Genomic DNA, 23,376 nt, shown 5'->3' with positions numbered 1-23,376 from the left:
CCTCCCGAAACCTCTGGCGTTAGCCAGGAAAAGTTGGGTTATCGGGTGGTATAGTGTTTCAACATATTCGGAATATCCAGGATAAGGGCGATACGCCCGTCACCGGTAATCGTCGCCCCTGCCATGCCTGGCGTTCCAAGCAACATTTTGCCCAGAGGTTTAATTACCACTTCTTCCTGCCCAACCAACTGATCAACAATAAAGCCAACCCTCTTGGTCCCGATGGTAACAATCACTACATGCCCGTTTTCAGGAAGCTCTTCATAGGCGCAGTCTTCGACCAACCAGCGCTTAAGATGAAATAAAGACAGAGCTTTCTCTCGGACCACCACCACTTCCTGTCCGTCAACGACATTGGTTTGAGTTAGATCCAAATGGAAAATTTCATTTACATTTACCAAAGGTAGTGCGAAGGCTTGATCCCCAAGCATAACCATCAGCGTTGGCATGATAGCCAGTGTCAGCGGAACCTTGATTTCAATACGCGATCCTCTGCCTGGAACGGAATCGATATTCAAAGAACCATTCAATTGAGTGATCTTTGTTTTAACCACATCCATACCAACACCACGACCAGAAACATCGGATATCTCCGTTTTGGTCGAGAAACCTGGTGCAAAAATCAGGTTAAAACATTCAGTATCAGTCAGGCGTTCAGCAGAATCTTCATCCAACAAGCCTTTTGCTACCGCAATTCCACGAAGCTTGTCAGCCTCCATTCCTGCGCCGTCATCATCAATGGAAAGCAGAATGTGGTCACCTTCCTGTTCCGCTGCCAGGATGACCTGGCCAACGCGGGGCTTACCTGCAGCTTCTCGTTTTTCCGGACTTTCAATTCCATGGTCAACGGCGTTTCTAACCAAGTGAACAAGGGGATCTGCCAAAGCTTCCACTAAGTTTTTGTCAAGATCTGTATCTTCACCGCGCAGCTCTAAATTGACTTCCTTTTTCAGTGCTCTTGCCAGATCTCGTACAACTCGGGGAAAACGACCAAAGACTTTTTTGATCGGTTGCATTCGCGTTTTCATTACCGACATCTGCAGATCTGCGGTAACTACATCCAAATTACCGACTGCTTTTGTAACTTCTTCATCGCCCACTTTATGCCCAAGTCGCACCATTCGGTTCCGCACCAGAACCAACTCGCCGACCATGTTCATAATTTCGTCCAGGCGCTGAGTATCGACTCGCACCGTAGTTTCAGCCGCATTTGGCTTTTCTGGCCCACGAGGTTTTTTAGCCGCAGCAGCCTTCATACCAGCATTAGGCTGCCCGGCAACAGCAGCGGCAGGTGCCGGCTTGGCTGCGGGAGCCGGATTGGCAACAGGCGCCGCAGGTGTGGGTACAGGTTTGGGAGGGACGGGTTCAGCAGGAGCAGGCTCAGAAGCGGTGTTTTCAGGGGCAGCAGGGCTCCCAGTGGGTTCAACGCCCGCAGAAAAAGCGCCTTTGCCCTGAGACTGAAGCTCATCCAGTAACTTATCGAACTCATCGTCGGTTATTAGATCATCATCGTCAGCCTCAGACGAACTCGGTGCCGAAGACTCAGGTGCTGCAACCACTGCGTTAGACGCAGATACCACCGCAGCTCCACCATGCTGACCTTCACCGTGCAACTGGTCAAGTAAAGCCTCAAATTCATCTTCAGTAATTTCGTCACTGTCAGATTCACCGACAGCGCTGGAGTCATTATCTTCAGGGGTAGATACAGATATGTCTTCAGGTGGCTTGACTTCGGCTTCAGTCCCTAAAGAGCTGAGCATTTCCTCAAACTCAGCGTCGGCCTTATCTCCTTGAGGAGTTTTCGGTTCGGGCTCTGCCGGAACGGGTGCTTCAACAGCTTCGGGCTCTGAAACCGCATCACTCGCGACTGTTTCACCACGAGCAATAGCGGCCAGGGCTTCAAGCAACTGAGGATCCGCAGCATCAGGCTCCTCCCCTGCTCGAATGGAGTCAAACATTTCATTAACAGCATCAAGGGTCTGAAGAACAACATCCATCAAATGGGTATGGATCTGCAATTCATGGTTGCGAAGCTTATCAAAAACGTTCTCCGCAATGTGACAACAATCAACCAAAGGAGCTATCTGCAGGAATCCAGCACCACCCTTTACAGTATGAAAACCTCTGAAAATTGCATTCAAAAGATCAGAGTCATCCGGGCTATGTTCCAAATCAACCAGCTGCTCTGAAAGTAACTCCAGAATTTCCCCAGCTTCTACAAGAAAGTCCTGCAGGATTTCTTCATCTACATCAAGACTCATGCACCCAGCTCCTTAAAATCCCAGACTAGAAAGAAGGTCGTCTACCTCGTCCTGATCCGCCACGACATCAGTCGAAGTCTCTTTATGAAGCTGAGGACCATGACCCTTCACTAAATTGTCTTCTGCTACTGCTTTTTCATCAACCTCGGATGCATCATCTTTAGCATCCTCACTTGTCAGGCCGGAAATCTGATCGACCTTGCCGGCAACCGCTACAAGTTGCACTAAACTGGTTTCAACATCGCTTACCAAACCAATCACGCGCTTAATAAGCTGACCGGTAATGTCCTGAAACCCCTGAGCCAATAAGATCTCTGTAAAGTTCTTATTTAGGGTGTCAGAACCCTTTTCTATTTCTTGCAGGAAGGACTCCGTAGTTCGCCCCAGATCCTTAAGCTCCGACAGACTGCTCTGAGAATCAGCCATTTGCTTCCAGTCCTGGCGTAGCAATCTCGCCTGTTCACCCATTTCTTCTGCAACGGGCATGCTGACATCCACCATGTCCATAGTGGTATTAGCAGCATTCTCAGTTAACTCAAGGACATAATTAAGACGTTCATTGGCATTTGCCACTTCACTGATTTCACTGCCATCCGGCGAGGCTTGAAAGGCGGTGCTGTTTTCAACATCTATGTTGAATTCCTTGATCGCTTCATGAAGACCACGAGTCAAGCGTCCAACTTCCTGATAAAGCATGTGATTGCGAGCTTCACTCAGCTCAGCAAGAATCTGCATGGCACCGGCAAAATTACCTTTATCCAAAAGTTCCAGAAGCTCTTTAGCCTTCCCCTGTAGAACTTCTTCAAAATTGTGCAGATCCGCGAAGTCTTCTAGACCAGCCATAGGAGCCCCTTAACCCACGCGTTCAAAGATCTTATCAATCTTCTCTTTGAGAACAGCTGCCGTGAATGGTTTAACTACATAGCCATTAACACCTGCTTGAGCAGCACGAATTATTTGCTCTCGCTTGGCTTCCGCAGTGACCATCAGTATTGGTAGTTTGCAGAGGTTAGGATCTGCTCTAACCTGCTCAAGCAACTCTAGCCCAGACATTCCCGGCATGTTCCAATCGGTTACCAAAAAATCAATTCCACCATTTTTGAGAACGGGCAATGCAGTCGAGCCATCATCTGCTTCAACCGTGTTATTAAACCCGAGGTCTCGAAGTAGATTCTTGATAATCCGTCTCATTGTGGAGAAATCGTCGACAATGAGGATTTTCATATTTTTGTCCAAGGCGACCTCCGTCTTGCCTGTTTATGGTTCAAAAGAACCCTAAGTATTTCTTTTATACCAGTTTAGCGAGTAAATCAGTATCAATATATTATGAACTAATATTTATTCTGCGCTCCAACTCGAAAGCTTTGAGCGTAAGCGAAGTGCTGCCTGGCTATGAATCTGACTAATACGTGACTCGCTCACCCCCAGCACCTGGCCTATTTCTTTAAGATTCAACTCTTCGTCGTAGTAAAGCGAAAGTACCAGTTGTTCCCGTTCAGGAAGATTGGATATAGCTTCCACCAGTGCCTTTTTGAAGGAAGACTGTTGGTGCTCATCATCAGGAGAAGGGCCTTCATGAGAAACCTCTTCCCCTGGAGAATCGTCATTACCCTCCAGCATTTCATCAAAACTGAACAATCGACTGCTGGCGGCGTCCTTGAGCAAAGCGTGATATTCATCCAGCTCTACCCCCATCTCCCGGGCTACATCAACATCCTGAGCATCACGACCGGTACGCGCCTCTATCGCCTGCATCGTACTGGTAATACGCCGACTATTACGATGCACTGAGCGCGGAGTCCAATCCCCCTTACGCACCTCATCGATTATCGCTCCCCTGATGCGAATCCCGGCATAGGTTTCAAAACTGGCACCCTTCGTTGCGTCATATTTTCGAGCAGCTTCTAAAAGACCGATCATGCCCGACTGAATTAAATCTTCCAATAGGATGTTTGCTGGTAACCTTGCCAGCAAATGGTGTGCAATTCGTTTGACCAACAGCGCATAACGCTCTATCAAATCTGCTTGTGATTCTGTCTCTGACCGGTTGTACATATAACCCTTGGGCATCAACGCTGGTTGGATACCTGCACCAACCGCTCTACAAAAAACTCCAGATGGCCTCGTGGAGCAGACAAAACAGGCCAACTCAATACTTTTTGTGCTAACTGACCAATCGCCACCGCAGATTTACTGCGAGGAAATGCCTTAAAAACAGGCTGTTGCTTTCTAACAGCACTGCGCACCGACTCATCATAAGGTATAGATCCAACATATTGAAGAGCCACGTCCAAGAAGCGATCAGTCACCGTAGTTAGTTTAGTAAACATATTGCGCCCTTCCTGCTCGGATCTAACCATATTTGCAAGAACTCGGAATCTGCTCATGCCATAATCACGATTAAGCAACTTAATAAGAGCATAAGCATCGGTAATGGAAGTGGGTTCGTCACAAACAACGACAAGCACTTCCTGCGCAGCTCGAACAAAATTAACCACCGCCTCAGAAATACCTGCGGCGGTATCTATCACCAACACATCCAGCTGATCTTCAATATCGGTGAATGCATGCACCAGTTCAGCATGCTCATGAGCACTCAGGGATACCAACGACTGGGTACCAGAAGAGGCCGGCACAACCCTAAGCCCTCCCGGCGCCTCTACTAACACGTCCTCAAGGGTACAGTCGCCATTTAGCAGATCGGCTATCGTATGCCGGGGTTTGATTCCCAGCAGAACATCTACATTAGCAAGCCCTAAATCTGCATCCATTAATACCACACGACGCCCTGCCTCAACCAGAGCAGTACTCAGATTGACCGAGACATTCGTTTTTCCAACACCACCTTTACCGCCGGTAACTGCGATTACTTGAACAGGGTGAGCAGATTTCATCAGCAAGAACTCTCTCTATCAACCGTTGTTAACGGTATCAGCAAAATCAAACAGAGAAGAGTCTTCCAACTCACCCATGGAGCGCTCTCGCTCCGCTCGCGCCTGCTCTTCGGCCAGCACCACCGCTCGACTTACAATCGTATTGGATCGGGCGACTTCAATATTATCTGGAATTTTCTGCCCATCACCGAGATACGCCACTGGCAACCGGCTTTCAACAATGGTGCTGATAACCTCTCCAAGACTTAATGATTCATCTATTTTGCTAAGCACTGCACCATTTAAGCCGAGCGGTTTAAAGTAATGGCAACTGGATTCAAGTACCCGTTGTTGCGCTGTGCAGGGAAGCACCAGAAACTTCTTGATACGATATGCACTGGAGTTCAACATTTCCAGTTGCTGCTCCCGAGGACCTGAGGATGAACTCATTCCAGATGTATCAACAAGCACTAGCCGCTTATCACGTAACGAATGCAAAGTTTCATCAAGAGTTCTGTTTTCATCAACGGTGCGAACAGGAATATCCAGAATACGTCCAAAGGTTCGCAACTGTTCGTGGGCAGCAATACGATAGATGTCGGTAGTAACCAAAGCAATGCTGGAACTGCCGTGTTTCAATACATATTGAGCAGCGAGCTTGCCAATAGTGGTTGTTTTTCCAACGCCTGTCGCTCCAACAAAAGCCAGGATCCCACCGCGATCGGCGATATTTTCACCAACTGTCGGCACTGCATCAGACAATCGGGAAAGCGCTATTTTCCACGCCCTATCCACTTCCATATCCAGCTCAATTGCCTGAACCAGACGCTCACTGATACGGTTGGAAATCCCAATTCGAAGCAATCGCTTTAGAATACGATCCCGCACATTACTCGTGGTTCGAACCGCAGCTGATCGAACATTGACAGCAGCCTCTCTGACATTGGAAATTCTGCCCTGAGCGGTTAAACTGCTGGTTGCTGCTGAAGTAGCAGCTTCAGCAGCAACTCCGCTTACTTCTGACACATGTTTTCGTGCCGAGGCATTTTGGTTGTTATTGATATTTTCCGGAGAAGCCACCCCTAAGGCCTGGGCCCGCAGCATTGCTTTCAGATCATCAATTTCACGGCGCATTTCTTGTAAAGACTGCTGGTCTGAACTCACCGCTTCTTTCTGAACAGACGGCTGCTGACCAAGTTCATTCTGTGCTGTATCATTTTTTAAAGCAGGGCTAACTGCTGGAGCAGCCTTATGAACAGCTGCTTTTGGAACAGCTCTTGAGGAAACCTGGGCAACAGAACCTAACTCTCTTTTCTCAGTTTTATGAGCCCGAGGGAAAGATCTGGCCGAAGCAGCACCAGAACGCGCTGGAGGCTTAACCGCCCTTTCCTTAGAAACTGTGCTTTTTGGACGATTCAAGGAAGCCAGTACATCATCCCAGACTTCATCATCCCAAGAATCATCTCCCAGACCTAACTGCCTGTCCTTATCGGCAGTTAAAAAAGGTGACTCATTGAGTGAACGCTTCTCACGACTGGAAGCCAACGCTGAGCGAGTACGCCCCAACTCTGACTGTAGCCGTGAGTTTTTTCGCTGTCCGGTAAGTACGCCGACCTGGCGCTCTTTTCGGGATTCGACAACCAAATCACTTGGCCGTGGACGTGTGACTTCGCTATAGTCCAGGGCAACTACAACCTCGACCCCTCCTGCCACACTGTTATTAGACAGGATCACTGCATCCGGGCCGACCTCATCCCTGACCAAGCGCATGGCACTACTCATATCCGGTGCAAAAAAGCGCTTTACCTTCACGCAGACATCTCCACATCAGCGGCCTGATTAAAAACAATCTCCAGCCATTCAGGTGACCTTTCCAGTAATGATTGTAGCTGCTGTTTTACCACCTTAAACCCCAATCAACTGGCACCACCGACCGTTGCAACTATTGTTATCTGTTTGTTCTCTGGTATTTCCTGATAAGAGAGAACATGTATCTGCTGAGAACCATAACGAACAAATTTGGCCATAAGCGGTCGAATCGGCGCAGCAACCAGCAATACTGCAGGCTTTCCAGCAGCCTCTTGTCGCTGGGCTGACTCCACCAGAGACTTTTGCAAACGCTCTGCCATACCTGGCTCCAACATCAAACCATCAGAACCGCCAGTTTGTTGACTCTGCTGGTAAGATTTAAGCAATATTTGTTCCAATGCAGGATCAAGCGTCATAACTGGCAGCTCCGGTTCGCTCCCATTGATCTCCTGAATAATCATCCGGGAAATCGCGACACGAACAGCCGCAGTTAAAACAACAACATCCTGACTGGAAACAGACACATCCGTCAAAGTTTCGGCGATCGTCCGCACATCCCTGATCGGCACCTGCTCAATCAAAAGCCCCTGCAACACTTTTAATAGCGTACTGACCGATAATTTTGTCGGCAATGCTTCTGCCAATTTTGGAGAACTCTTGGCCAGCAGTTCCAGCAGCTGCTCGACTTCCTCATGACCAAGCAACTCATAGGAATGCTTAGCCATCACCTGATTAAGATGAGTCGCAATAACCGTACTGGGGTCTACGACGGTATATCCTAAGGTTTGAGCGTGTTCCTTTTGTCCAGATTCGATCCAAACCGCCGCAAGACCAAAAGCAGGGTCTTTAGTCTCGATTCCTTTTAACACACCGAACACCTGGCCTGGATCTATAGCCAACTCACGATCAGGATAAACCTCAGCCTCCCCGACGGAAACCCCCATCAGAGTAATCCGATAAGCACTTGGCATCAGATCAAGGTTATCCCTGATATGGACGGCTGGCACAAGAAATCCCAAATCCTGAGATAACTTTTTGCGAACTCCCCGAATACGACCCAGCAACTGCCCACCCTGCGCTCTGTCAACCATCGGAATTAGACGATAACCCACTTCGAGCCCGATCATGTCAACCGGAGAGACGTCATCCCAGCCCAACTCTTTATGCTCAACTTCGGGCGCTGGCTCTTCTTCCTGTTGCTGGTCCACCTGCTCCAACTGCTGCTTGACCTGGGCATTATGCTGCTGGATCCAGTAGGCCCCACCACCACAGACTGCAGCCAACCCGAGAAAGGCAACATGAGGCATACCTGGAACCAGCCCCATCACCACTAAAATCCCCGTAGCAACGAATAAGGCACGTGGCGAACCGAACAGCTGGGAGATAACCTGTCCGCCCATGTCCGCCGAAGTATTGACCCGGGTAACCATAATGGCTGCCGCAGTTGAAAGCAGAAGGGATGGTATCTGGGCAACCAAACCATCACCGATGGTCAATAATGAATAGTTTCTAACGGCTTCATTAAAGGACAAGTCATGCTGCGCTATACCAATACCCAGGCCGCCAAAGATATTAATAACCAGAATTAAAATACCCGCTACGGCATCACCCCGAACAAATTTGCTCGCACCGTCCATCGAACCGTAAAAATCAGCTTCCTGGGTTACTTCCTGACGGCGCGCCTTAGCCTCATCAGGACCAACAAGCCCAGCATTCATATCGGCATCAATCGCCATTTGCTTACCGGGCATGGCATCCAGGGTAAACCTGGCGCTAACCTCTGATATCCGCCCAGCACCCTTGGTAACCACAACAAAGTTGATAATCACCAGAATGGCAAAAACCACTAAACCTACTACATAGTTACCACCAATGACTACTTCACCGAAGGCCTCAATAACCTTACCCGCAGCGTCCCCTCCTTCATGACCAAACAACAACACAACACGGGTAGACGCAACGTTAAGAGCCAAACGCAGTAAGGTTGCCACCAGCAGGATGGTTGGGAATACGGCGAAATCCAGAGGCCGCATACTATAAACAGCAACCAGAAGCACCACTAACGACAAGGCAATATTGAAAGTAAACAGAACATCGAGAAGAAAAGGAGGAATTGGCAAAGTCACCATTGCCAACACGACCAGCAGCAACAGAGGAATCCCCAGATTCCCCTGACTTAAACTACGAAAACCGCTAGCAAAAGTAACTCGTTCCACACAAACCTCAAAATCTTAACAACGGCAGCTAGCTAGGAAAGAAGACTGCTGTCCTACTCAGAGCAACTTGAATATGATCGATTTAACCGTCAAAAAAACAGCACATTATCGGTAAGCATACAGAGCACTGGAAAATACTCAATGAAAAAACACCATTATTTTGACGCTTTGTAGAAAAATAATGCATCCCACTGAACTTTATGGAACTAATGCAAATATCTCTCCAGCTTGAGGAAAACCAGCAGCATTACGATGAAACAGTAAAAAAGACCTTAAAGAATTTGCAGAAAAAGCTCAGCCTGATCTGCTTTAATCGTGTTGAAGATCGTCAGGTATGGGATAGTCGTCTGGCACGTCTTCTATCGGACCATACTCTCTCCTTGTACTCTGCATCTGATAAACATGAGCCAGTATCTGGGCTACTGCGACATACAGCCCTTCTGGGATTTCCTCTTCCAGCTCCGTATTGTAATAAATAGCTCGTGCCAAAGGAGGTGCAGACAAAATAGGCACTTCGTGCTGGACAGCAACTTCACGGATTTTCAGCGCCATAAAATCAACGCCTTTAGCAACCAATACCGGGGCAGCACCGCCCACTTGATTATATTTGAGTGCCACGGAGTAGTGGGTCGGGTTAGTGATCACCACATCAGCCTCAGGCACCTCCCCCATCATTCTGCGCTGGGACATTTCCCGCTGAAGCTGACGAATACGTCCTTTCACTTCAGGCTTACCTTCCGTATTTTTCATCTCGTCCTTAACTTCCTGAAGCGTCATTTTGAGCTTTTTAGAATAATCGTAGAGCTGAAAGGGCACATCAATAGCGGTAATAAAAATCATGGTTGCGCACATCCAGAGAAAGGCCCAGCCCAACACCTGCATGGCATGCTCCATAGCCGGAATGATGGGTTCACTACCCATACCAATCAAGTCGTCCTGCTGCAGAAGCAAAATAACAACAGACAGGCCTCCAACCACTAAAAACTTACCGATCCCTTTTAGCAGCTCAATAAGGGACTTCAAAGAAAACATGCGCTTGATTCCCTCCAGTGGATTCAAGCGACTGAATTTAGGCATAATCGATTCGCTGCTGAAATTCCACCCCCCTAAAGCAATTGGCCCGACCAGAGCAGCAACAATCAACACCACAAAGAATAAACTTAACGAATGAAGCATGGACATAATCGAGTGCCCCAGGTACTGAAACATCAGCATGGGGTCAAAGATGGCTTCACGACTGACAGAAAGGTTGTACTTCATCATCTGGGCCACATCACCAGAAATCTGAGCACCAAAGATGAGCAATCCACCAGCTGCTGCTAACAACAATACCGTGGTATTCAATTCCCGCGAGCGCGCAATATCACCTTTTTTACGGGCATCTTCCAAGCGCTTCGACGTGGGTTCTTCTGATTTTTCCTGACCCGTTTCCTCTTCAGCCACTATCCACCTCGCAAACCACGCCTACCCAGCAACTAATAAACGAGCAAGCATGTTTAATATCTCATCAGCAATACGTTGATATTGTCCAAGAAATCCCTCCAGGCTAACCCACGCAATAGCAATACCAAACACCATGGTAAAGGGAAAGCCTATGGCAAAGATATTGAGCTGAGGCGCGGCTTTAGTCATCACCCCAAAGGCAAAGTTAACAATCAGAATGGAGACAACGGCCGGCAAGGCTATCACGAGTCCACCCGCAAACATCCAGGTACCGGATGCTGCAATTGTCCACTGACTATCGCTTGTTAGTGATCCTTCCCCTATTGGCATGATGCGGAAACTATCTACAATCACATCAATCAGGACTGCATGACCATTCATACTGAGAAACAGCATCATAACCGTCATCAAATAAAACTGACTGAGCACCACTACCGATACGCCATTAGCCGGATCGGAAATAGACGCAAACCCCAGCCCCATTTGTGAGGATATCAATTGCCCACCCAGAACAAATACCTGAAAAAAGACCTGGACAAAGAACCCAAGGGCAAAACCAATCAACAACTGCTGGGCGATAAGCACATACAAAGAGAGCGAGAGCCCATCAATAGAAGGCTGTGGTGGTAACAACGGCAAAACCACTATGGTGATAGCGATAGAAAAACCGAGCCGAATCCTGACTGGCACCAATTGAGTACCGATAAGTGGCACAACCATGAAAAAGCTGGATATTCGAAATAAGGGTAGCAAAAAGCGTGTTACCCATTGAGTCAGATCAGGAATAGCATATTCCACAATTCAGCCTATCCGATAAGTAACGGAATATTGTGAAATAAGAATGAGAAAAGATCCATTAGCTTGGTCAGCAACCAGGGGCCAAACCACATCAAAGCCCCCAGTGTCACGATTAAACGCGGCAGAAAACTGAGCGTCTGCTCATTGATTTGAGTCGCCGCCTGAAAGACCGAAATCATTAATCCTACGATTAAACTCGGAACCACCATGACAGAAACCATCATTATCACTAACAGTAAGGCTTCGCGGTAAAGATCAAGGACCACCCCAGGTGTCATCATAACCTCCTTCCCCTAGCTCCTGACCCCGTAGCCCCACAATAACTCATAAGTGATGCCTTAGGTGCCAAAGCTAGCAGCAATGGTACCGATAACCATAGCCCAACCATCAACAAGAACAAACAACATTATTTTAAATGGCAGGGAAATGATAACCGGCGATAACATCATCATCCCCATTGCCATCAGCACACTGGCGACCACCAGATCAATAACCAGAAACGGGATGAATAGCATAAACCCTATCTGAAAAGCGGTTTTTAATTCGCTGGTGACAAAAGCAGGCACCAGAATACTGAATGGCAACGCCTCCGGGGACTCAATATCCCCTTTCCCCGAAATCCTCACAAAGAGTTCGATATCACTTTCCCGGGTCTGGGCTAACATAAAGCTGCGAAACGGCTCGGCTGCTGCTTGCACAGCCTGAAATGTACTGAGTTCGGACTCCAGATAGGGTTGAACGGCCTCACTATTTACACGCTCCAGAACCGGAGTCATTATGAAGAAGGTCAAAAACAACGCAAGTCCAACTAAAATCTGATTAGAAGGCGTTTGCTGCAATCCCAATGCCTGACGAAGTATGGCAAAAACAATAACAATGCGAGTAAACGAAGTCATCATCATGACCACAGCTGGCAAAAAAGTCAGCATGGTCATCAGGGCAAGAATTTGAATAGTTACAGAATAGTTCTGTGTACCATCAGGGTCAGTGGTCAGGGTAACGGCTGGAATACCACTTTCCTGAGCTAAGCCCGTCGCCGGTATAAGTAGCGTCAGGAGTATAATGAGCAGGCTACGAAGACCCATTAACCCTTGTTCCTTGATTCAAGCTCGGCATGAGGCTCTTCAGCATCCAAATCAACGTGCCTGCTCCGCCCTCCTGTTGCTGAAAGAGGGTCAGTAACCGCCTGAGGTTTAGACTGCCTCCGGGCTATAGCATCCTTTAAGCGATGAGAAAACTGGTTTCCAGAGGTCGATGCCGAGTCAATAACCGGCTTATCAAAAGTTTCTAACAAATTAACTCTTCCTGGTGCAACCCCAAGAAGCAACTGTTTATCCCCTGCCTGCACCAATACCGCTCGCTCACGGGTACTCAATGGTAAGGTAGCAACGACTCTAAGCCCTGACTGAGCAAACCCACCAACACCACCGATTCGCTTTAAAAGCCAGGCAAGCGTGAAGATAAGAGCAACGACCAGCCCTAAGCCAAACAGCATCTGAAGTATAGAGTCAGTAGAAAAAGGAGGCACTACAACCGGTGCTGTCGAATCGACGACATTCCCTCCCGGGTTAGCCCCTGCAGAGACACTCGTCACTGATTCAGTCGAAGATGACTTAACGGCTGCTGAAGTAATAACAGCCTGAGCCATAGCATTAACACTTGTCAGGAGTAGCAATACAAGAAAAAGCCATTTTATCGCAGAATTGGCCACCCTAGCGTAACTTCCTGATCCGTTCAGATGGACTGACTACATCAGTAAGACGAATTCCGAACCGTTCATTGACCACCACAACCTCCCCATGGGCAATCAGCGTCCCATTAACCCTGACATCCAACGGCTCTCCCGCCATGCGGTCCAGCTCTATCACAGAACCCTGACTTAATTGGAGCAAGTTCCGAATCGCTATTTCTGTACTGCCAACTTCCATGGAGATATTAACCGGTATGTCTAAAATCACATCAAGATCTGGATTATCACCAGCAGTCGGTACCGAGTCGTCCTGAAGCTCATCAAGGGCCACAGGGGATACATCATCCTCTTCAACGCCTTGCTCCGCCATCGCTTCAGCCCAGGCATCCTCTACTCCGTCTTCATCCCCTTGCTCATCCAGTGCAGCAGCCCATTCATCAGCCATTGCCTTCTCATCTTGATTCTCGTCACTCATCTATCTGTACTCTCGGTAATCACTTCTTTCGCAACGGTCTCTAGGAATGTCCGGCTTACTTTAATCCCGACAATTTACATTTACTCTCAAACAGTAAACCGGGCCGTACCAGTCGAAAATCTACTTCAAATAAGAAAACACCTGATCCCACACCGAAACTAGATATTATCAACCCGCTTAATTTGATCCGTTACCTTATAAGCAAGGTTTGATCGGGAAACACCAAGTTTACCTCTAAATGTAGGAATACCATTAGCTTTTAAGATTAACTCTTCTGGAATTTCCACAGGTATTACGTCACCGGCCTCCATCTCAAGTATATCCCGGAGAGTGATTTCTCGTTCGGCCACCGTCATCTCAAGGTCAACTTTCGCATCCATAATATCGGCGCGCAAAGCCTTCACCCAACGTTCATCCTTATCATCTACATCACTTTGGACACCGGCATCCAACACTTCGCGTATCGGTTCCAGCATAGAGTAAGGCATAGTCACATGTAAATCACCGCCACCACCATCCAACTCTATATGAAAAGTACTAATGACCACCACTTCGCTTGGGCTGACAATATTCGCCATGGAAGGGTTAACTTCGGAGTTCTGATACTCAAAATCGACTTTTAGGACGGGTCCCCAAGCTTCCCTCAGATCAATGAAAACCTGCTCAAGCAACATTTGAACAATACGGGTCTCTGTCGGAGTAAATTCCCGTCCCTCAATCTTGGCATGACGCCCATCACCACCAAAGAAGTTATCCACTAACTTGAACACCAGCTTGGCATCCATGATAAACAGACTGGTACCGCGTAAAGGCTTTACTTTAACCAGGTTCAGACTGGTCGGTACATAGAGGGTATGTACGTATTCACCAAACTTGAGAATCTGAACTCCGCCGACAGAAACATCAGCGCTACGACGAAGAATATTAAAGAGACTGATTCGAGTATAACGGGCAAATCGTTCGTTAATCATTTCCAACGTAGGCATCCGCCCACGTACAATCCGCTCTTGGCTGGTTAAGTCGTAGGATCGGGCACCATCAACCTCAGAGTCGTCCTCCGTATCAATGTCACCATCATCAACACCATGCAGCAGCGCATCGATTTCGTCTTGTGATAAAAGATCCTGAACACTCATCGCTTAGGAATAATCCACCTGTTACCTATATGTAGTCTGATTTGTATCTTCTGTGCGGTTATTTCGATCCTTTCTGTTTTTATCCCTTCTTCCTATTGCTAGTCCGCTTACTGCATAACAAAATTAGTAAAGAATAACTCCTCTATCCCCGGCTTACCGATTTCTTCCTGCAGTAAATTTTTGACAATATCTGTCGCCTCGTTTCGCAATCGGGTTTTTCCTTCTGCAGTCTGCATATCTGCCAGCGTTTGCGCCGAGAATAGCGCACTTAACCGATGAACAACCAGCGGCATATGCTTCTGCAACGCCTCCTGCACATCAGGCTCACGAGTCCGTGCCTCAACAAAAATTTGCAGAAAACGCTGGGTTCCAAATTTTTCAGCTGAGAAATTTGTAATGAAGTAGGGCTTCCCTCCCATCGTCCGAATCTTGACGTAGATCGCTTCTTTTTTCAGCTTTATTTCGGTTGTCGCTTCCTGCTCCTGTGCAGGCTGATCTTCTTTCATCAGAAAAAACCAAGCCGCACCGGCCCCTATAGCTCCGATCAAGACAACCACCAGTATGATAAGAATCATTACCAGCTTACTGGACTTCTTTCCTGTTTCCTCAACCGCTTCATCAGCCATCCGTTATCCCAGCCATGCTCCGCGCGGGCTTTTAGATCCTGACCTGAAGACATGAATCTACAGCTTCGCCTTATAACCCGCATATTATGTTAATCCAGAGGCGAACAACTATACCATAGATTATGCCCTTGTTTGCCCGGTAGCAAACATTGGTTATCTCAGGACAGGTACAAAAAAACGACTAAATATCAGCAGCTTTAGGGGATTGTCAAGCGTAGTAATCGACCAACGACAGAGCAGACGAATTTACTTCCGATGCTGCCAGTGCAGGGTCATCGGAAGCATCCCCGTAAAACTCTTCATTTTCACTTTCTGCTGATCGCTTATCAGACTGCTGTGAAGCTGGCTGATCAGAGACATCTGCCTGCTGCAGATCGATCCCGCTTTCAGCTAACATCTCCCTTAATCGAGGCATCTGCTGTTCCAACACTTCTCGTACTTGTGCACTGGGACTAGTGATACTGAGACTTGCCTGATCCTGATGAATAGTCAGACGAATGTTCAGGCTACCCAACTCTGGAGGGTCGAGACGCAATTCAGCCCTGCCAATCTGCTGACTGGCCATCCAACTCACTCGCTGTGATACCCCTGGCGTCCAGGCATCACTGCCAAAGCGTTCAGACAAGTTTAGACTGACAGTATTTGAACCATCACCTTTATACGCCTGTTGCAACTGCTGGAAATTCGATAGCCCCAGCCCACGTGCCGTCTCCGATTGGGAGTTTACCATCGCAGAAAATGGAACAGCCCCGGATGATGCCGCAGTCCCCGACGAAGACGAGGAAAGACTTTTAAAGGGAGTATCAGTGCCACTCTCTTTGATAGATATCGATGCCAACTGCTCTTTAAGTGCAGCCAGACTAAATCGCTGACTTTCTTGCTGAGCACTATCCCGAGAAGAGTGAGAATCAGCGGAAGCTGAATCCCTCCCCCCTTTGACGTTAACTTCCTTTTGAACACCCACACCAGTAGCCACAGGGTCCGCTGACGCCATTTCCCGCGGCTTAGCAACCGATTCTTTAGACTGAATGAACTCTGCTGGGGGTCGATCGACAAAAGCAGCCTGCTGACCTGCAGCAGTAACGGTCTGTTCAGAAGCAGAAGGCTTAGCTTCCGTTTCCGATTGGATATTTGAACTTGAGGGCTGAGCTTTTGCCGATTCCCGAACGCTGGGTTGCCCAGGATCTGACTCCGCCTCAACACTCTCAGAAAGCTTATTCGGCTCGTTAAGCTCAGGATGACGCTGCTTAAGCATAGCAACAACGGAGGGAGCTACCGGGACAGTTTCAGTAACTTTTTCATCGCTCCCTTTAACCTCGCCTGTCGCTGAATTATCGGAAGCAACCTGCTGCGACTCCGCCTGCCTGCTATCAAGGGAGGGCTCTTCTACTAAATCTGAATCAACCTCAGCTGAAATATCCCGATCCTTTACTGTTCTAACATCGCCTGGATCAATAGCATCGGCCTCAGATCCCTTTTGATCGGACAATAACGAATCAGCCCGCGCGTCGACAACTGATTGCTCGCCTGAGCGGCTTCCGTCTGTATTTTCTGCTCGATCGCTGCTTTCGCCTGTCGTCTCAACCTTTACCTCTGTTGTGCGAATATCTGGTTCTTCTGGAAGCTGATCAGCCTCCAACTGATGACGACTTCCACTTATAGTTACAGGAGTTACCGCTTCATCAAAAACTTCAGAATCACCATAGCCTGAACCAGCAGCAGAATCATATTCTACATTTACGTCGCTTACAGGGACGGTGGAAGAATGTGAAGAATCATCGAGTTCCTCTTGCGGATCAACAGCCACCTCCCGCTCAATCGAGGAATACTCCTCAACAAGATCTTGAAGCTCCAATAATGAATCGTCAGCAGAGTCAGCGACTTTATGGCTTACGCCATCAGCACCTTCTTCAATTATCTCTGATTGTTCAGAAGGTGTATCAACATCTGTATAGGCAACCGTAGTGGCAGGATCAGCAGTATTTTTGGAAGCAACGCCTTTAGCAGTCTCCTCCACCGCACTTTTGGCCGTATCGCTTTCAGGCGGCAATTTGTGGCCAGAAGATGGCAAATCGGATCCTCCCGAAGCCCTTTCTTTCAGGGTTTCGCCATTTTCCATATTGGCCTTCAAGGTATCACCAAATAGCTCCGCACCACTCCCCGTAGCTCCAGCTTCCGGCATGTAGCTACCAGAAGCCGCCGCTTCGGACAAAGGTACCTGGGTAATAGTTTGCTGAACAGAGACAGCCTGTGTTGTTGACATACGCAACTCCTGTGCACTTCACAAGTGTAAGGACTGCAATAAAAAGGCCAGAATAAAGCTGATTCAATTAGAAATCTGAAACGATTTTATCTTTTGCGGTTTTGGGTTAACTCGTCGATTGTTTTCTGTAACTGTTTATCTTCCGCTATGAGCTCGGTCTGACGACTCCTTTCGATAAGTGAGTCCATCGCCTTATAACGTCCGTAGGCAGCCGTCCATAGATTTTTGGCATGGGTCAGCATTTGCCGTGAAAGCTCAACCTGCTGCCCCTGCTGCTCAACAGCCTCCTGTAAACGAGACATAAATTGCTGTAGCCGTATCAGGATATCTACCTGCACGCCTTGTTGTTGCTGTACCTTCGCATTTTGCTGATACTCAGCCAAGTAGTTACGAAGCTGTTCGAGCTTTTCTTCCTCCGCAGCCAGCTGCTGTTGAGCATTTCCCAACGCTGTCTCAGCTTGTTTTTTATTTCGTTCAGCCAAATGTAATACGGGCTGCAGACGCTTAGATTTTTTCATGATTGGATAACACTTATCAAAACGCCAAACCCTGACTGAAAATAATAACAACTGATCGTTATCAGACTGAAAGAAATTTCCAGCAACTCACTGCATTCACTTATCGCCTGACCGGCGCCGCACCCGGTGTTTGCCCAGGTCTTACACCGGGGGGAGCAGCAGCCGGTTTAGGCTGACTGGCTGGCTCCAATACAGTATGAAGCCCCTGCCAGCTTTCAGTAAAATTCACTTTCTCATCCAGCCCTTGCTGCAAAAACTTACGAAAATGAGGAACCCGCTCGATAGCAATATCAATATTCGGATCCGAGCCCTTGACGTATGCACCAACGCTAATCAGATCTCTGTTTTGCAAGTAGCGCGAATAAATCTGCTTGAATTGCTGCGCCTTTGCCAAATGATCTGGCTTCACAACCTGAGGCATTGCTCGGCTTATTGAGGCTTCCACGTCGATAGCCGGATAATGCCCCTCCTCTGCAAGCTGCCTGGACAGCACCACATGACCATCAAGAATGGCCCGTGCTGCATCAGCAATAGGGTCCTGCTGGTCGTCTCCCTCGGTTAATACCGTATAGAAGGCGGTAATTGATCCCCCTCCCTCTTCACCATTCCCTGCCCGCTCGACCAGTTTTGGCAGACGCGCAAAAACTGAAGGCGGATAGCCTTTGGTTGCAGGAGGCTCACCCACCGCTAGAGCAATTTCTCGCTGCGCCTGTGCATACCGCGTTAAAGAATCCATCAGCAGCAACACATTCTTCCCTTTATCGCGAAAATATTCAGCAACTCGTGATGCCAGCTCAGAGGCCCTCAGACGCATTAACGGCGACTCATCTGCTGGAGAAGCAACAACCACTGCTCGTGCTAATCCTTCTGCACCGAGGCTCTGCTCAATAAATTCTTTGACTTCCCTTCCTCGTTCACCAATAAGGCCTACTACAATGATTTCGGCTTCAGTAAATCGAGTCATCATTCCCAACAGGACGCTCTTACCGACACCAGAGCCAGCAAAGAGACCTAATCTCTGACCTCGACCGACAGTAAGTACAGAATTGATTGCTCGTATTCCTACATCTAAAGTATCGTGAATAGGCTGCCTGCACAGAGGATTGATTGCCGGAGCACTAAGGTTCACCTCCTCTTCAGCATCCAAAGCGCCCTTACCATCCAGCGGAACTCCAACTCCGTTCAACACTCGACCCAATAAGTTGAAACCAACCGGAACCTTGCTTCCGGCTCCGAGTGGAATAACTTTGGCTCCAGGATGAAGGCCTTCAATCCGATCCACCGGCATCAAAAATATACTTCCCTGACCAAAACCTACAACCTCTGCTTCTGCGCTGTGATGATCGTCAATCAGTATTTTACAATATTCTCCGACTGCCGCCCGGCAACCACGCGCTTCCAGAGTTAATCCGACCAGCCGGGTTACGCGCCCCTCAATGACAGGTCGAACAGGGCTCAGGGGTTGTTTCTGATAAGTTTTCAAGCGCTCTACGATTGTTCTCAAAAAGCACCGCCATGAATGCAGAGTTATAGATGAGGGTCACAACTAAAAAGACTAATCAGTCTCGTTATTTGCCGCTTGGTTTCGCTCCAGTAACTGCTCCACTACCTGAGAAAATCTGTTTTCTACGCTGTAATCAAGGTAACTATTGGCACCTTTGATTGAAAGCCCTCCCGAAGTCATCGACTTATCGACACGAAGGCTCCAACTAGCATGCTCACGCTCTTTAATTTCTTCCAGTAAAGCAAGATCATCAGGACTGACACTAAAGCAAAGTTGAGGCTCTTCATGAGGCAACGCCGCCAAGGCTTCATTCACTGCCTGTTGAAGTATTTCCGGTCTTGTCTTCAACTCCTGCTTAACAACACAGCCAGCGGTATCTATCACCAAGCGCAATAATGCAGACTCCAGTTCTTGCTGTTGCTGTTCCAGTGGAGATTCAATGCTTTGCATCAGGCTCGTTAACTTGTCACGAAGGGCATCCATTTCACCCTTGGCTTGCTGCAACCCCTGCTGATAGCCCTGCTCTTCACCTTTACGTAACCCCTCCTGCAACCCTTGCTCCAACCCTTCGGTCTTTCCCTGCTTAAAACCTTCCTCCTGTGCCTGCAATCTTATTTTTTCGATGGCTTCAACCGTCAAGGGTTTACTATCAGGAATTTCTTCGACTCGACTCTGATCACGACGGCTTTTACGGTCTTTCTCAGCAAAAGGAGAACGCACTACATGTGCTCCCTGAACTCTGGGAAGAGCCCAGGATTTGACTGGGGGCAAGTCTTTAGCCGCAATACGACCAGGAGCGTTGGATTTTTTATCCACAGAAATCTCTTTTACCCACAGGGCTTTCTTTTAATCAGGCGCTTCAATTGGTGCAAAGCAATACTACTTATTTTTGACAGAATGGCTGTCTCTAATGTTTAACTGCCCTTGCAGGGTGCTTTCTTTAATCACACTATTTTCCTGAAAACAGCTCGGTCGGCCACCTACCGCTCATTGAACCAATAAAAAATCATAAATAACTTCAGATATTTACAACATATCCTCGCCGCTCCCACCAAGCATGATTTCACCATCATCTGCTAAGCGTCGAGCGACGGTTAAAATTTCTTTCTGAGCGGTTTCAACATCACTGACGCGTACAGGAGGGGAAGCTTCAAGATCATCCCGTAACAGTTCCGCAGCTCGCTTGGACATGTTTTTGAATATTTTCTCCTGTAATGCCGTGTCAGCCCCTTTCAGTGCAACCACCAGAACATCGGTAGAAATCTCTCGAAGAATGGCCTGAATACCACGGTCGTCAACTTCAGAGAGATTAGCAAAAACAAACATCAGATCCTGAATTTCATTCCCCAAGTCTTCGTCTACTTCCTTAATCGACTCCATCACGTTTGTTTCAGTGCCGGTATCAAAGAAGTTCATGATATCGGCAACCACTTTAACTCCACCCATGTTTGTGGTTTTGGCCGTCGCATTACCTGCAAACTGGCGCTCCAGAATATCGTTAAGTTCCTGCAAGGCACTGGGTTGAACAGTCTCTAACGAGGATATGCGCATAAGAATATCGAGCCGAACTCTTTCGTCGAACTGACTAACGACTTCCGCTGCCTGATCGGCATCCAGATAGGAAACCACAATCGCCTGAATCTGGGGATGCTCGTAACGAATAATATCCGCCACCTGACGAGCATCCATCCATTTAAGCGTATCCAACCCCTTGGTGTTAGCTCCCTGGAGAATCCGATCAATCAAGCCGCCAGCTTTATCCTCCCCCAACGCCTGATTCAACACAGAGCGAATATAATCATCAGACCCGACTCCAAGTCCTGTCTGATTACCAACAGCATTAAGAAAGTCAGCCATCACAGTTTCAACCTGATCCTGCTTAACGTGGGACAGCATTGACATAGCTGTACCAATTCGCTGAACTTCTTTAGGCCCCATATGCTTCATTATTTCAGCAGCATCCGATTCCCCAAGACTCATCAAGAACACTGCCGCTCGCTGGACCGAATCCAGTTTTCCAATATCACTCATCCGCAGAAACCCACTGTTTAACCACCTGCGCCACTCGGCCGGGGTCCTCAGCTATGAGGCTACGAATTGCATCAAGTTGTCGATCATAGCTCTCATTAGGACCAGGTAACAAAGACCCCTGATCAACACTAAGCCCCGCTCCTTCGTCCCCTAATCCGCCGACTTCACCAATCCCTTCCAACTCTCCACCAATTTCTCCCCCTTCTCCAGCAGGCACCGGCGCTGCAGAAAGACTCTTCATAATAGGCCGCAATACCCCGAAGACCAAAAGCAGTAGAAACAAACCAGCGCCGACCTTCCGGGCTAAATCCCAGAACCAGGGTTGCTCCCATATAGCCACTTCTGGCAACGCCTCTAAAGGCTCCGGACCAACAAACGGTGTATTAACCACATTTACACTATCTCCCCGAACAGCAGAGTAGCCAACGGCATCACGAACCAAGAGTGTTAATCGCTGAATATCAGCTTCACTCCAGGGACGCCTCGTCACCTCACCCGTATCAGGGTTAGTTGTGGAGATATCATCAACGGCTACTGCAACCGTTAGACGGCGAACACGTCCTTGCTGGTGCCGCGTATAGCTAATGGTCCTATCCAATTCATAATTTCGTGTTGTCTGCTTTCTACCACTGCCTTGTCCATTCGCTCCAGCAGCACCTCCCCCTCCTGCGGCCCCCACTTCAGGCACTGTCGCAGCACCAGGAGGCTGATTCGCCAGGGCTCCCGGCACGCCTGTGGCTCCCGCACCCGCGGCCCTTTGTTCATCAAGGGTCTGCTCGCTACGCAGAGATGGCAGATCTGGGTTAAATAACTCGTCTGTTTGTTCAATGGCAGTAAAGTCAATATCTGCAGAAACTTCCGCCTTAAAACGGCCACTGCCAACAACAGGCTCTAGAATGTTACGGACCCTGGAGGCTATTCGATCCTCCATTTTTTGACTGTATTCCAGCTGTTTAGCAGCTAGGCCTACGTTTTCGTCAACAGATTGACTGTTTAGCAGTCGCCCTTTTTGATCAACAACAGTGACATCTCGACTATCGAGCTCAGGAATACTTGAAGCCACCAGACTAGCAACAGAGGCAACCTGAGACTTCGCCATCATGCGTCCGGCATAAAGCTCGACAAACACAGAAGCGCTGGGTTTTCTGCTGTCACGGACGAATACCGAACGCTTAGGAATAGCCAAATGAACACGGGCCGTTTTTACAGGTAGAAGACTTGAAATCGTTCTGGCTAATTCACCCTCCAGTCCTCGACGAAACCGGGTGGTTTCCATAAACTGACTGGTTCCCAGAGCCTGCTCCTGGTCCAGCAATTCAAACCCTACATTCTCCCGCCCCGTCAATCCGCCAGCAGCCAGTTTCAAGCGTGCATTATGAATTTGATCTGCCGCTACCATAAGCGCCCCACTGGAGTTATCAATGCGGTAAGGGATCTGATTGGCTTGAAGGGTGTCAATGATTTGATTAGCATCGAGTGAGTTAAGATTATTCAGCAGCGGCCGATATTCTGGTTCCTGAGACCAGAGAACCACCGAAAAGCCAATGGCTACACTGGCAGCCAGTCCGATCATCAGCCCGATCTGGCGAAAAATGCCCAAGCGATTAAACCCAGCTGCCAGACCGGATTGCGGTACGGCAAGTGCATTCTGAGTTGTGGCGGGCGCGTTATCCATGATTCTCTGTGAGAACTCCGTTGAGCTATTTTGACTGTTTATTCAGCTATCTGGTTTT

General features: G+C 48.3%; 21 protein-coding genes. All 21 read right to left on the bottom strand.

Translation table 11 applies throughout. The annotated features are described in order from the left end of the window. Positions 1–38: 38 nt before the first annotated feature. The 21 genes from BGP75_RS19120 to fliF all read right to left on the bottom strand — a co-directional run bounded on the left by BGP75_RS19120 (position 39) and on the right by fliF (position 23,318). Entirely contained in the window at positions 39–2,261 is a 2,223-nt protein-coding gene (locus BGP75_RS19120) for a chemotaxis protein CheA (protein ID WP_076720482.1), read from the bottom strand. 12 nt (positions 2,262–2,273) lie between these two features. Beyond that, complete coding sequence (locus BGP75_RS19115) at positions 2,274–3,104, bottom strand: protein phosphatase CheZ (protein WP_076720481.1); 831 nt, start codon at positions 3,102–3,104, stop codon at positions 2,274–2,276. Between the two features lie 9 nt (positions 3,105–3,113). Next, positions 3,114–3,497 carry a chemotaxis response regulator CheY gene (gene cheY, locus BGP75_RS19110; RefSeq protein WP_076720480.1) on the bottom strand — a complete coding sequence of 128 codons (384 nt, stop codon included), beginning with the start codon at positions 3,495–3,497 and terminating at the stop codon, positions 3,114–3,116. 102 nt (positions 3,498–3,599) lie between these two features. Further along, positions 3,600–4,334, bottom strand: a complete 735-nt coding sequence (locus tag BGP75_RS19105) for an RNA polymerase sigma factor FliA (protein WP_143821112.1) — start codon at positions 4,332–4,334, stop codon at positions 3,600–3,602. Next, on the bottom strand, positions 4,331–5,155 hold the full coding sequence (locus tag BGP75_RS19100; RefSeq protein ID WP_076720478.1) for a MinD/ParA family protein: 825 nt from the start codon (positions 5,153–5,155) through the stop codon (positions 4,331–4,333). The genes BGP75_RS19105 and BGP75_RS19100 overlap by 4 nt, the downstream gene beginning before the upstream one ends. Before the next feature lie 18 nt (positions 5,156–5,173). Next, on the bottom strand, positions 5,174–6,946 hold the full coding sequence (locus tag BGP75_RS27485; RefSeq protein ID WP_076720477.1) for a hypothetical protein: 1,773 nt from the start codon (positions 6,944–6,946) through the stop codon (positions 5,174–5,176). Positions 6,947–7,050: 104 nt separating this feature from the next. Beyond that, positions 7,051–9,159: a flagellar biosynthesis protein FlhA gene (gene flhA, locus BGP75_RS19090; RefSeq protein ID WP_076720476.1), complete on the bottom strand. Its 2,109-nt coding sequence runs from the start codon at positions 9,157–9,159 to the stop codon at positions 7,051–7,053. Between the two features lie 309 nt (positions 9,160–9,468). Further along, the gene (gene flhB / locus BGP75_RS19085; RefSeq protein WP_076720475.1) at positions 9,469–10,602 is read right to left on the bottom strand and encodes a flagellar biosynthesis protein FlhB; all 1,134 of its coding nucleotides are present in this window, start codon (positions 10,600–10,602) and stop codon (positions 9,469–9,471) included. A gap of 21 nt (positions 10,603–10,623) precedes the next feature. Continuing rightward, the gene (gene fliR / locus BGP75_RS19080; protein ID WP_369832140.1) at positions 10,624–11,400 is read right to left on the bottom strand and encodes a flagellar biosynthetic protein FliR; all 777 of its coding nucleotides are present in this window, start codon (positions 11,398–11,400) and stop codon (positions 10,624–10,626) included. Between the two features lie 8 nt (positions 11,401–11,408). Continuing rightward, positions 11,409–11,678: a flagellar biosynthesis protein FliQ gene (fliQ, locus tag BGP75_RS19075; protein WP_076720473.1), complete on the bottom strand. Its 270-nt coding sequence runs from the start codon at positions 11,676–11,678 to the stop codon at positions 11,409–11,411. Positions 11,679–11,738: 60 nt separating this feature from the next. Further along, positions 11,739–12,485 carry a flagellar type III secretion system pore protein FliP gene (fliP, locus tag BGP75_RS19070; RefSeq protein ID WP_076720472.1) on the bottom strand — a complete coding sequence of 249 codons (747 nt, stop codon included), beginning with the start codon at positions 12,483–12,485 and terminating at the stop codon, positions 11,739–11,741. Then, entirely contained in the window at positions 12,485–13,111 is a 627-nt protein-coding gene (gene fliO / locus BGP75_RS19065) for a flagellar biosynthetic protein FliO (protein WP_076720471.1), read from the bottom strand. Before fliO ends, fliP begins: the two co-directional genes overlap by 1 nt. 1 nt (position 13,112) lies before the next feature. Continuing rightward, positions 13,113–13,565: a flagellar motor switch protein FliN gene (gene fliN / locus BGP75_RS19060; RefSeq protein WP_076720470.1), complete on the bottom strand. Its 453-nt coding sequence runs from the start codon at positions 13,563–13,565 to the stop codon at positions 13,113–13,115. A gap of 158 nt (positions 13,566–13,723) precedes the next feature. Then, complete coding sequence (gene fliM / locus BGP75_RS19055) at positions 13,724–14,701, bottom strand: flagellar motor switch protein FliM (RefSeq protein WP_076720469.1); 978 nt, start codon at positions 14,699–14,701, stop codon at positions 13,724–13,726. A 107-nt stretch (positions 14,702–14,808) separates the two neighbouring features. Beyond that, positions 14,809–15,327, bottom strand: coding sequence for a flagellar basal body-associated FliL family protein (locus BGP75_RS19050; RefSeq protein WP_076720468.1), 519 nt, complete (start codon positions 15,325–15,327; stop codon positions 14,809–14,811). Positions 15,328–15,535: 208 nt separating this feature from the next. Beyond that, positions 15,536–17,590, bottom strand: a complete 2,055-nt coding sequence (locus BGP75_RS19045) for a flagellar hook-length control protein FliK (protein WP_076720467.1) — start codon at positions 17,588–17,590, stop codon at positions 15,536–15,538. An 86-nt stretch (positions 17,591–17,676) separates the two neighbouring features. Continuing rightward, positions 17,677–18,108 (bottom strand): flagellar export protein FliJ, encoded by a 432-nt coding sequence (fliJ, locus tag BGP75_RS19040; RefSeq protein ID WP_076720466.1) that lies wholly within the window; start codon positions 18,106–18,108, stop codon positions 17,677–17,679. A gap of 100 nt (positions 18,109–18,208) precedes the next feature. Next, on the bottom strand, positions 18,209–19,612 hold the full coding sequence (gene fliI / locus BGP75_RS19035; protein ID WP_076720465.1) for a flagellar protein export ATPase FliI: 1,404 nt from the start codon (positions 19,610–19,612) through the stop codon (positions 18,209–18,211). A gap of 51 nt (positions 19,613–19,663) precedes the next feature. Beyond that, positions 19,664–20,428, bottom strand: a complete 765-nt coding sequence (locus BGP75_RS19030) for a flagellar assembly protein FliH (RefSeq protein WP_076720464.1) — start codon at positions 20,426–20,428, stop codon at positions 19,664–19,666. Positions 20,429–20,638: 210 nt separating this feature from the next. Continuing rightward, positions 20,639–21,643 (bottom strand): flagellar motor switch protein FliG, encoded by a 1,005-nt coding sequence (gene fliG, locus BGP75_RS19025; protein ID WP_076720463.1) that lies wholly within the window; start codon positions 21,641–21,643, stop codon positions 20,639–20,641. Continuing rightward, positions 21,636–23,318, bottom strand: a complete 1,683-nt coding sequence (fliF, locus tag BGP75_RS19020) for a flagellar basal-body MS-ring/collar protein FliF (RefSeq protein ID WP_076720462.1) — start codon at positions 23,316–23,318, stop codon at positions 21,636–21,638. Before fliF ends, fliG begins: the two co-directional genes overlap by 8 nt. Between the last annotated feature and the right edge of the window lie 58 nt (positions 23,319–23,376).

Origin of the sequence: Motiliproteus sp. MSK22-1, from assembly GCF_001968815.1 — a bacterium.
Lineage (GTDB): Bacteria > Pseudomonadota > Gammaproteobacteria > Pseudomonadales > Balneatricaceae > Motiliproteus.
Note: the sequence above shows the minus strand (reverse complement) of the source record. Positions and strands in the feature narration are given on the sequence as shown.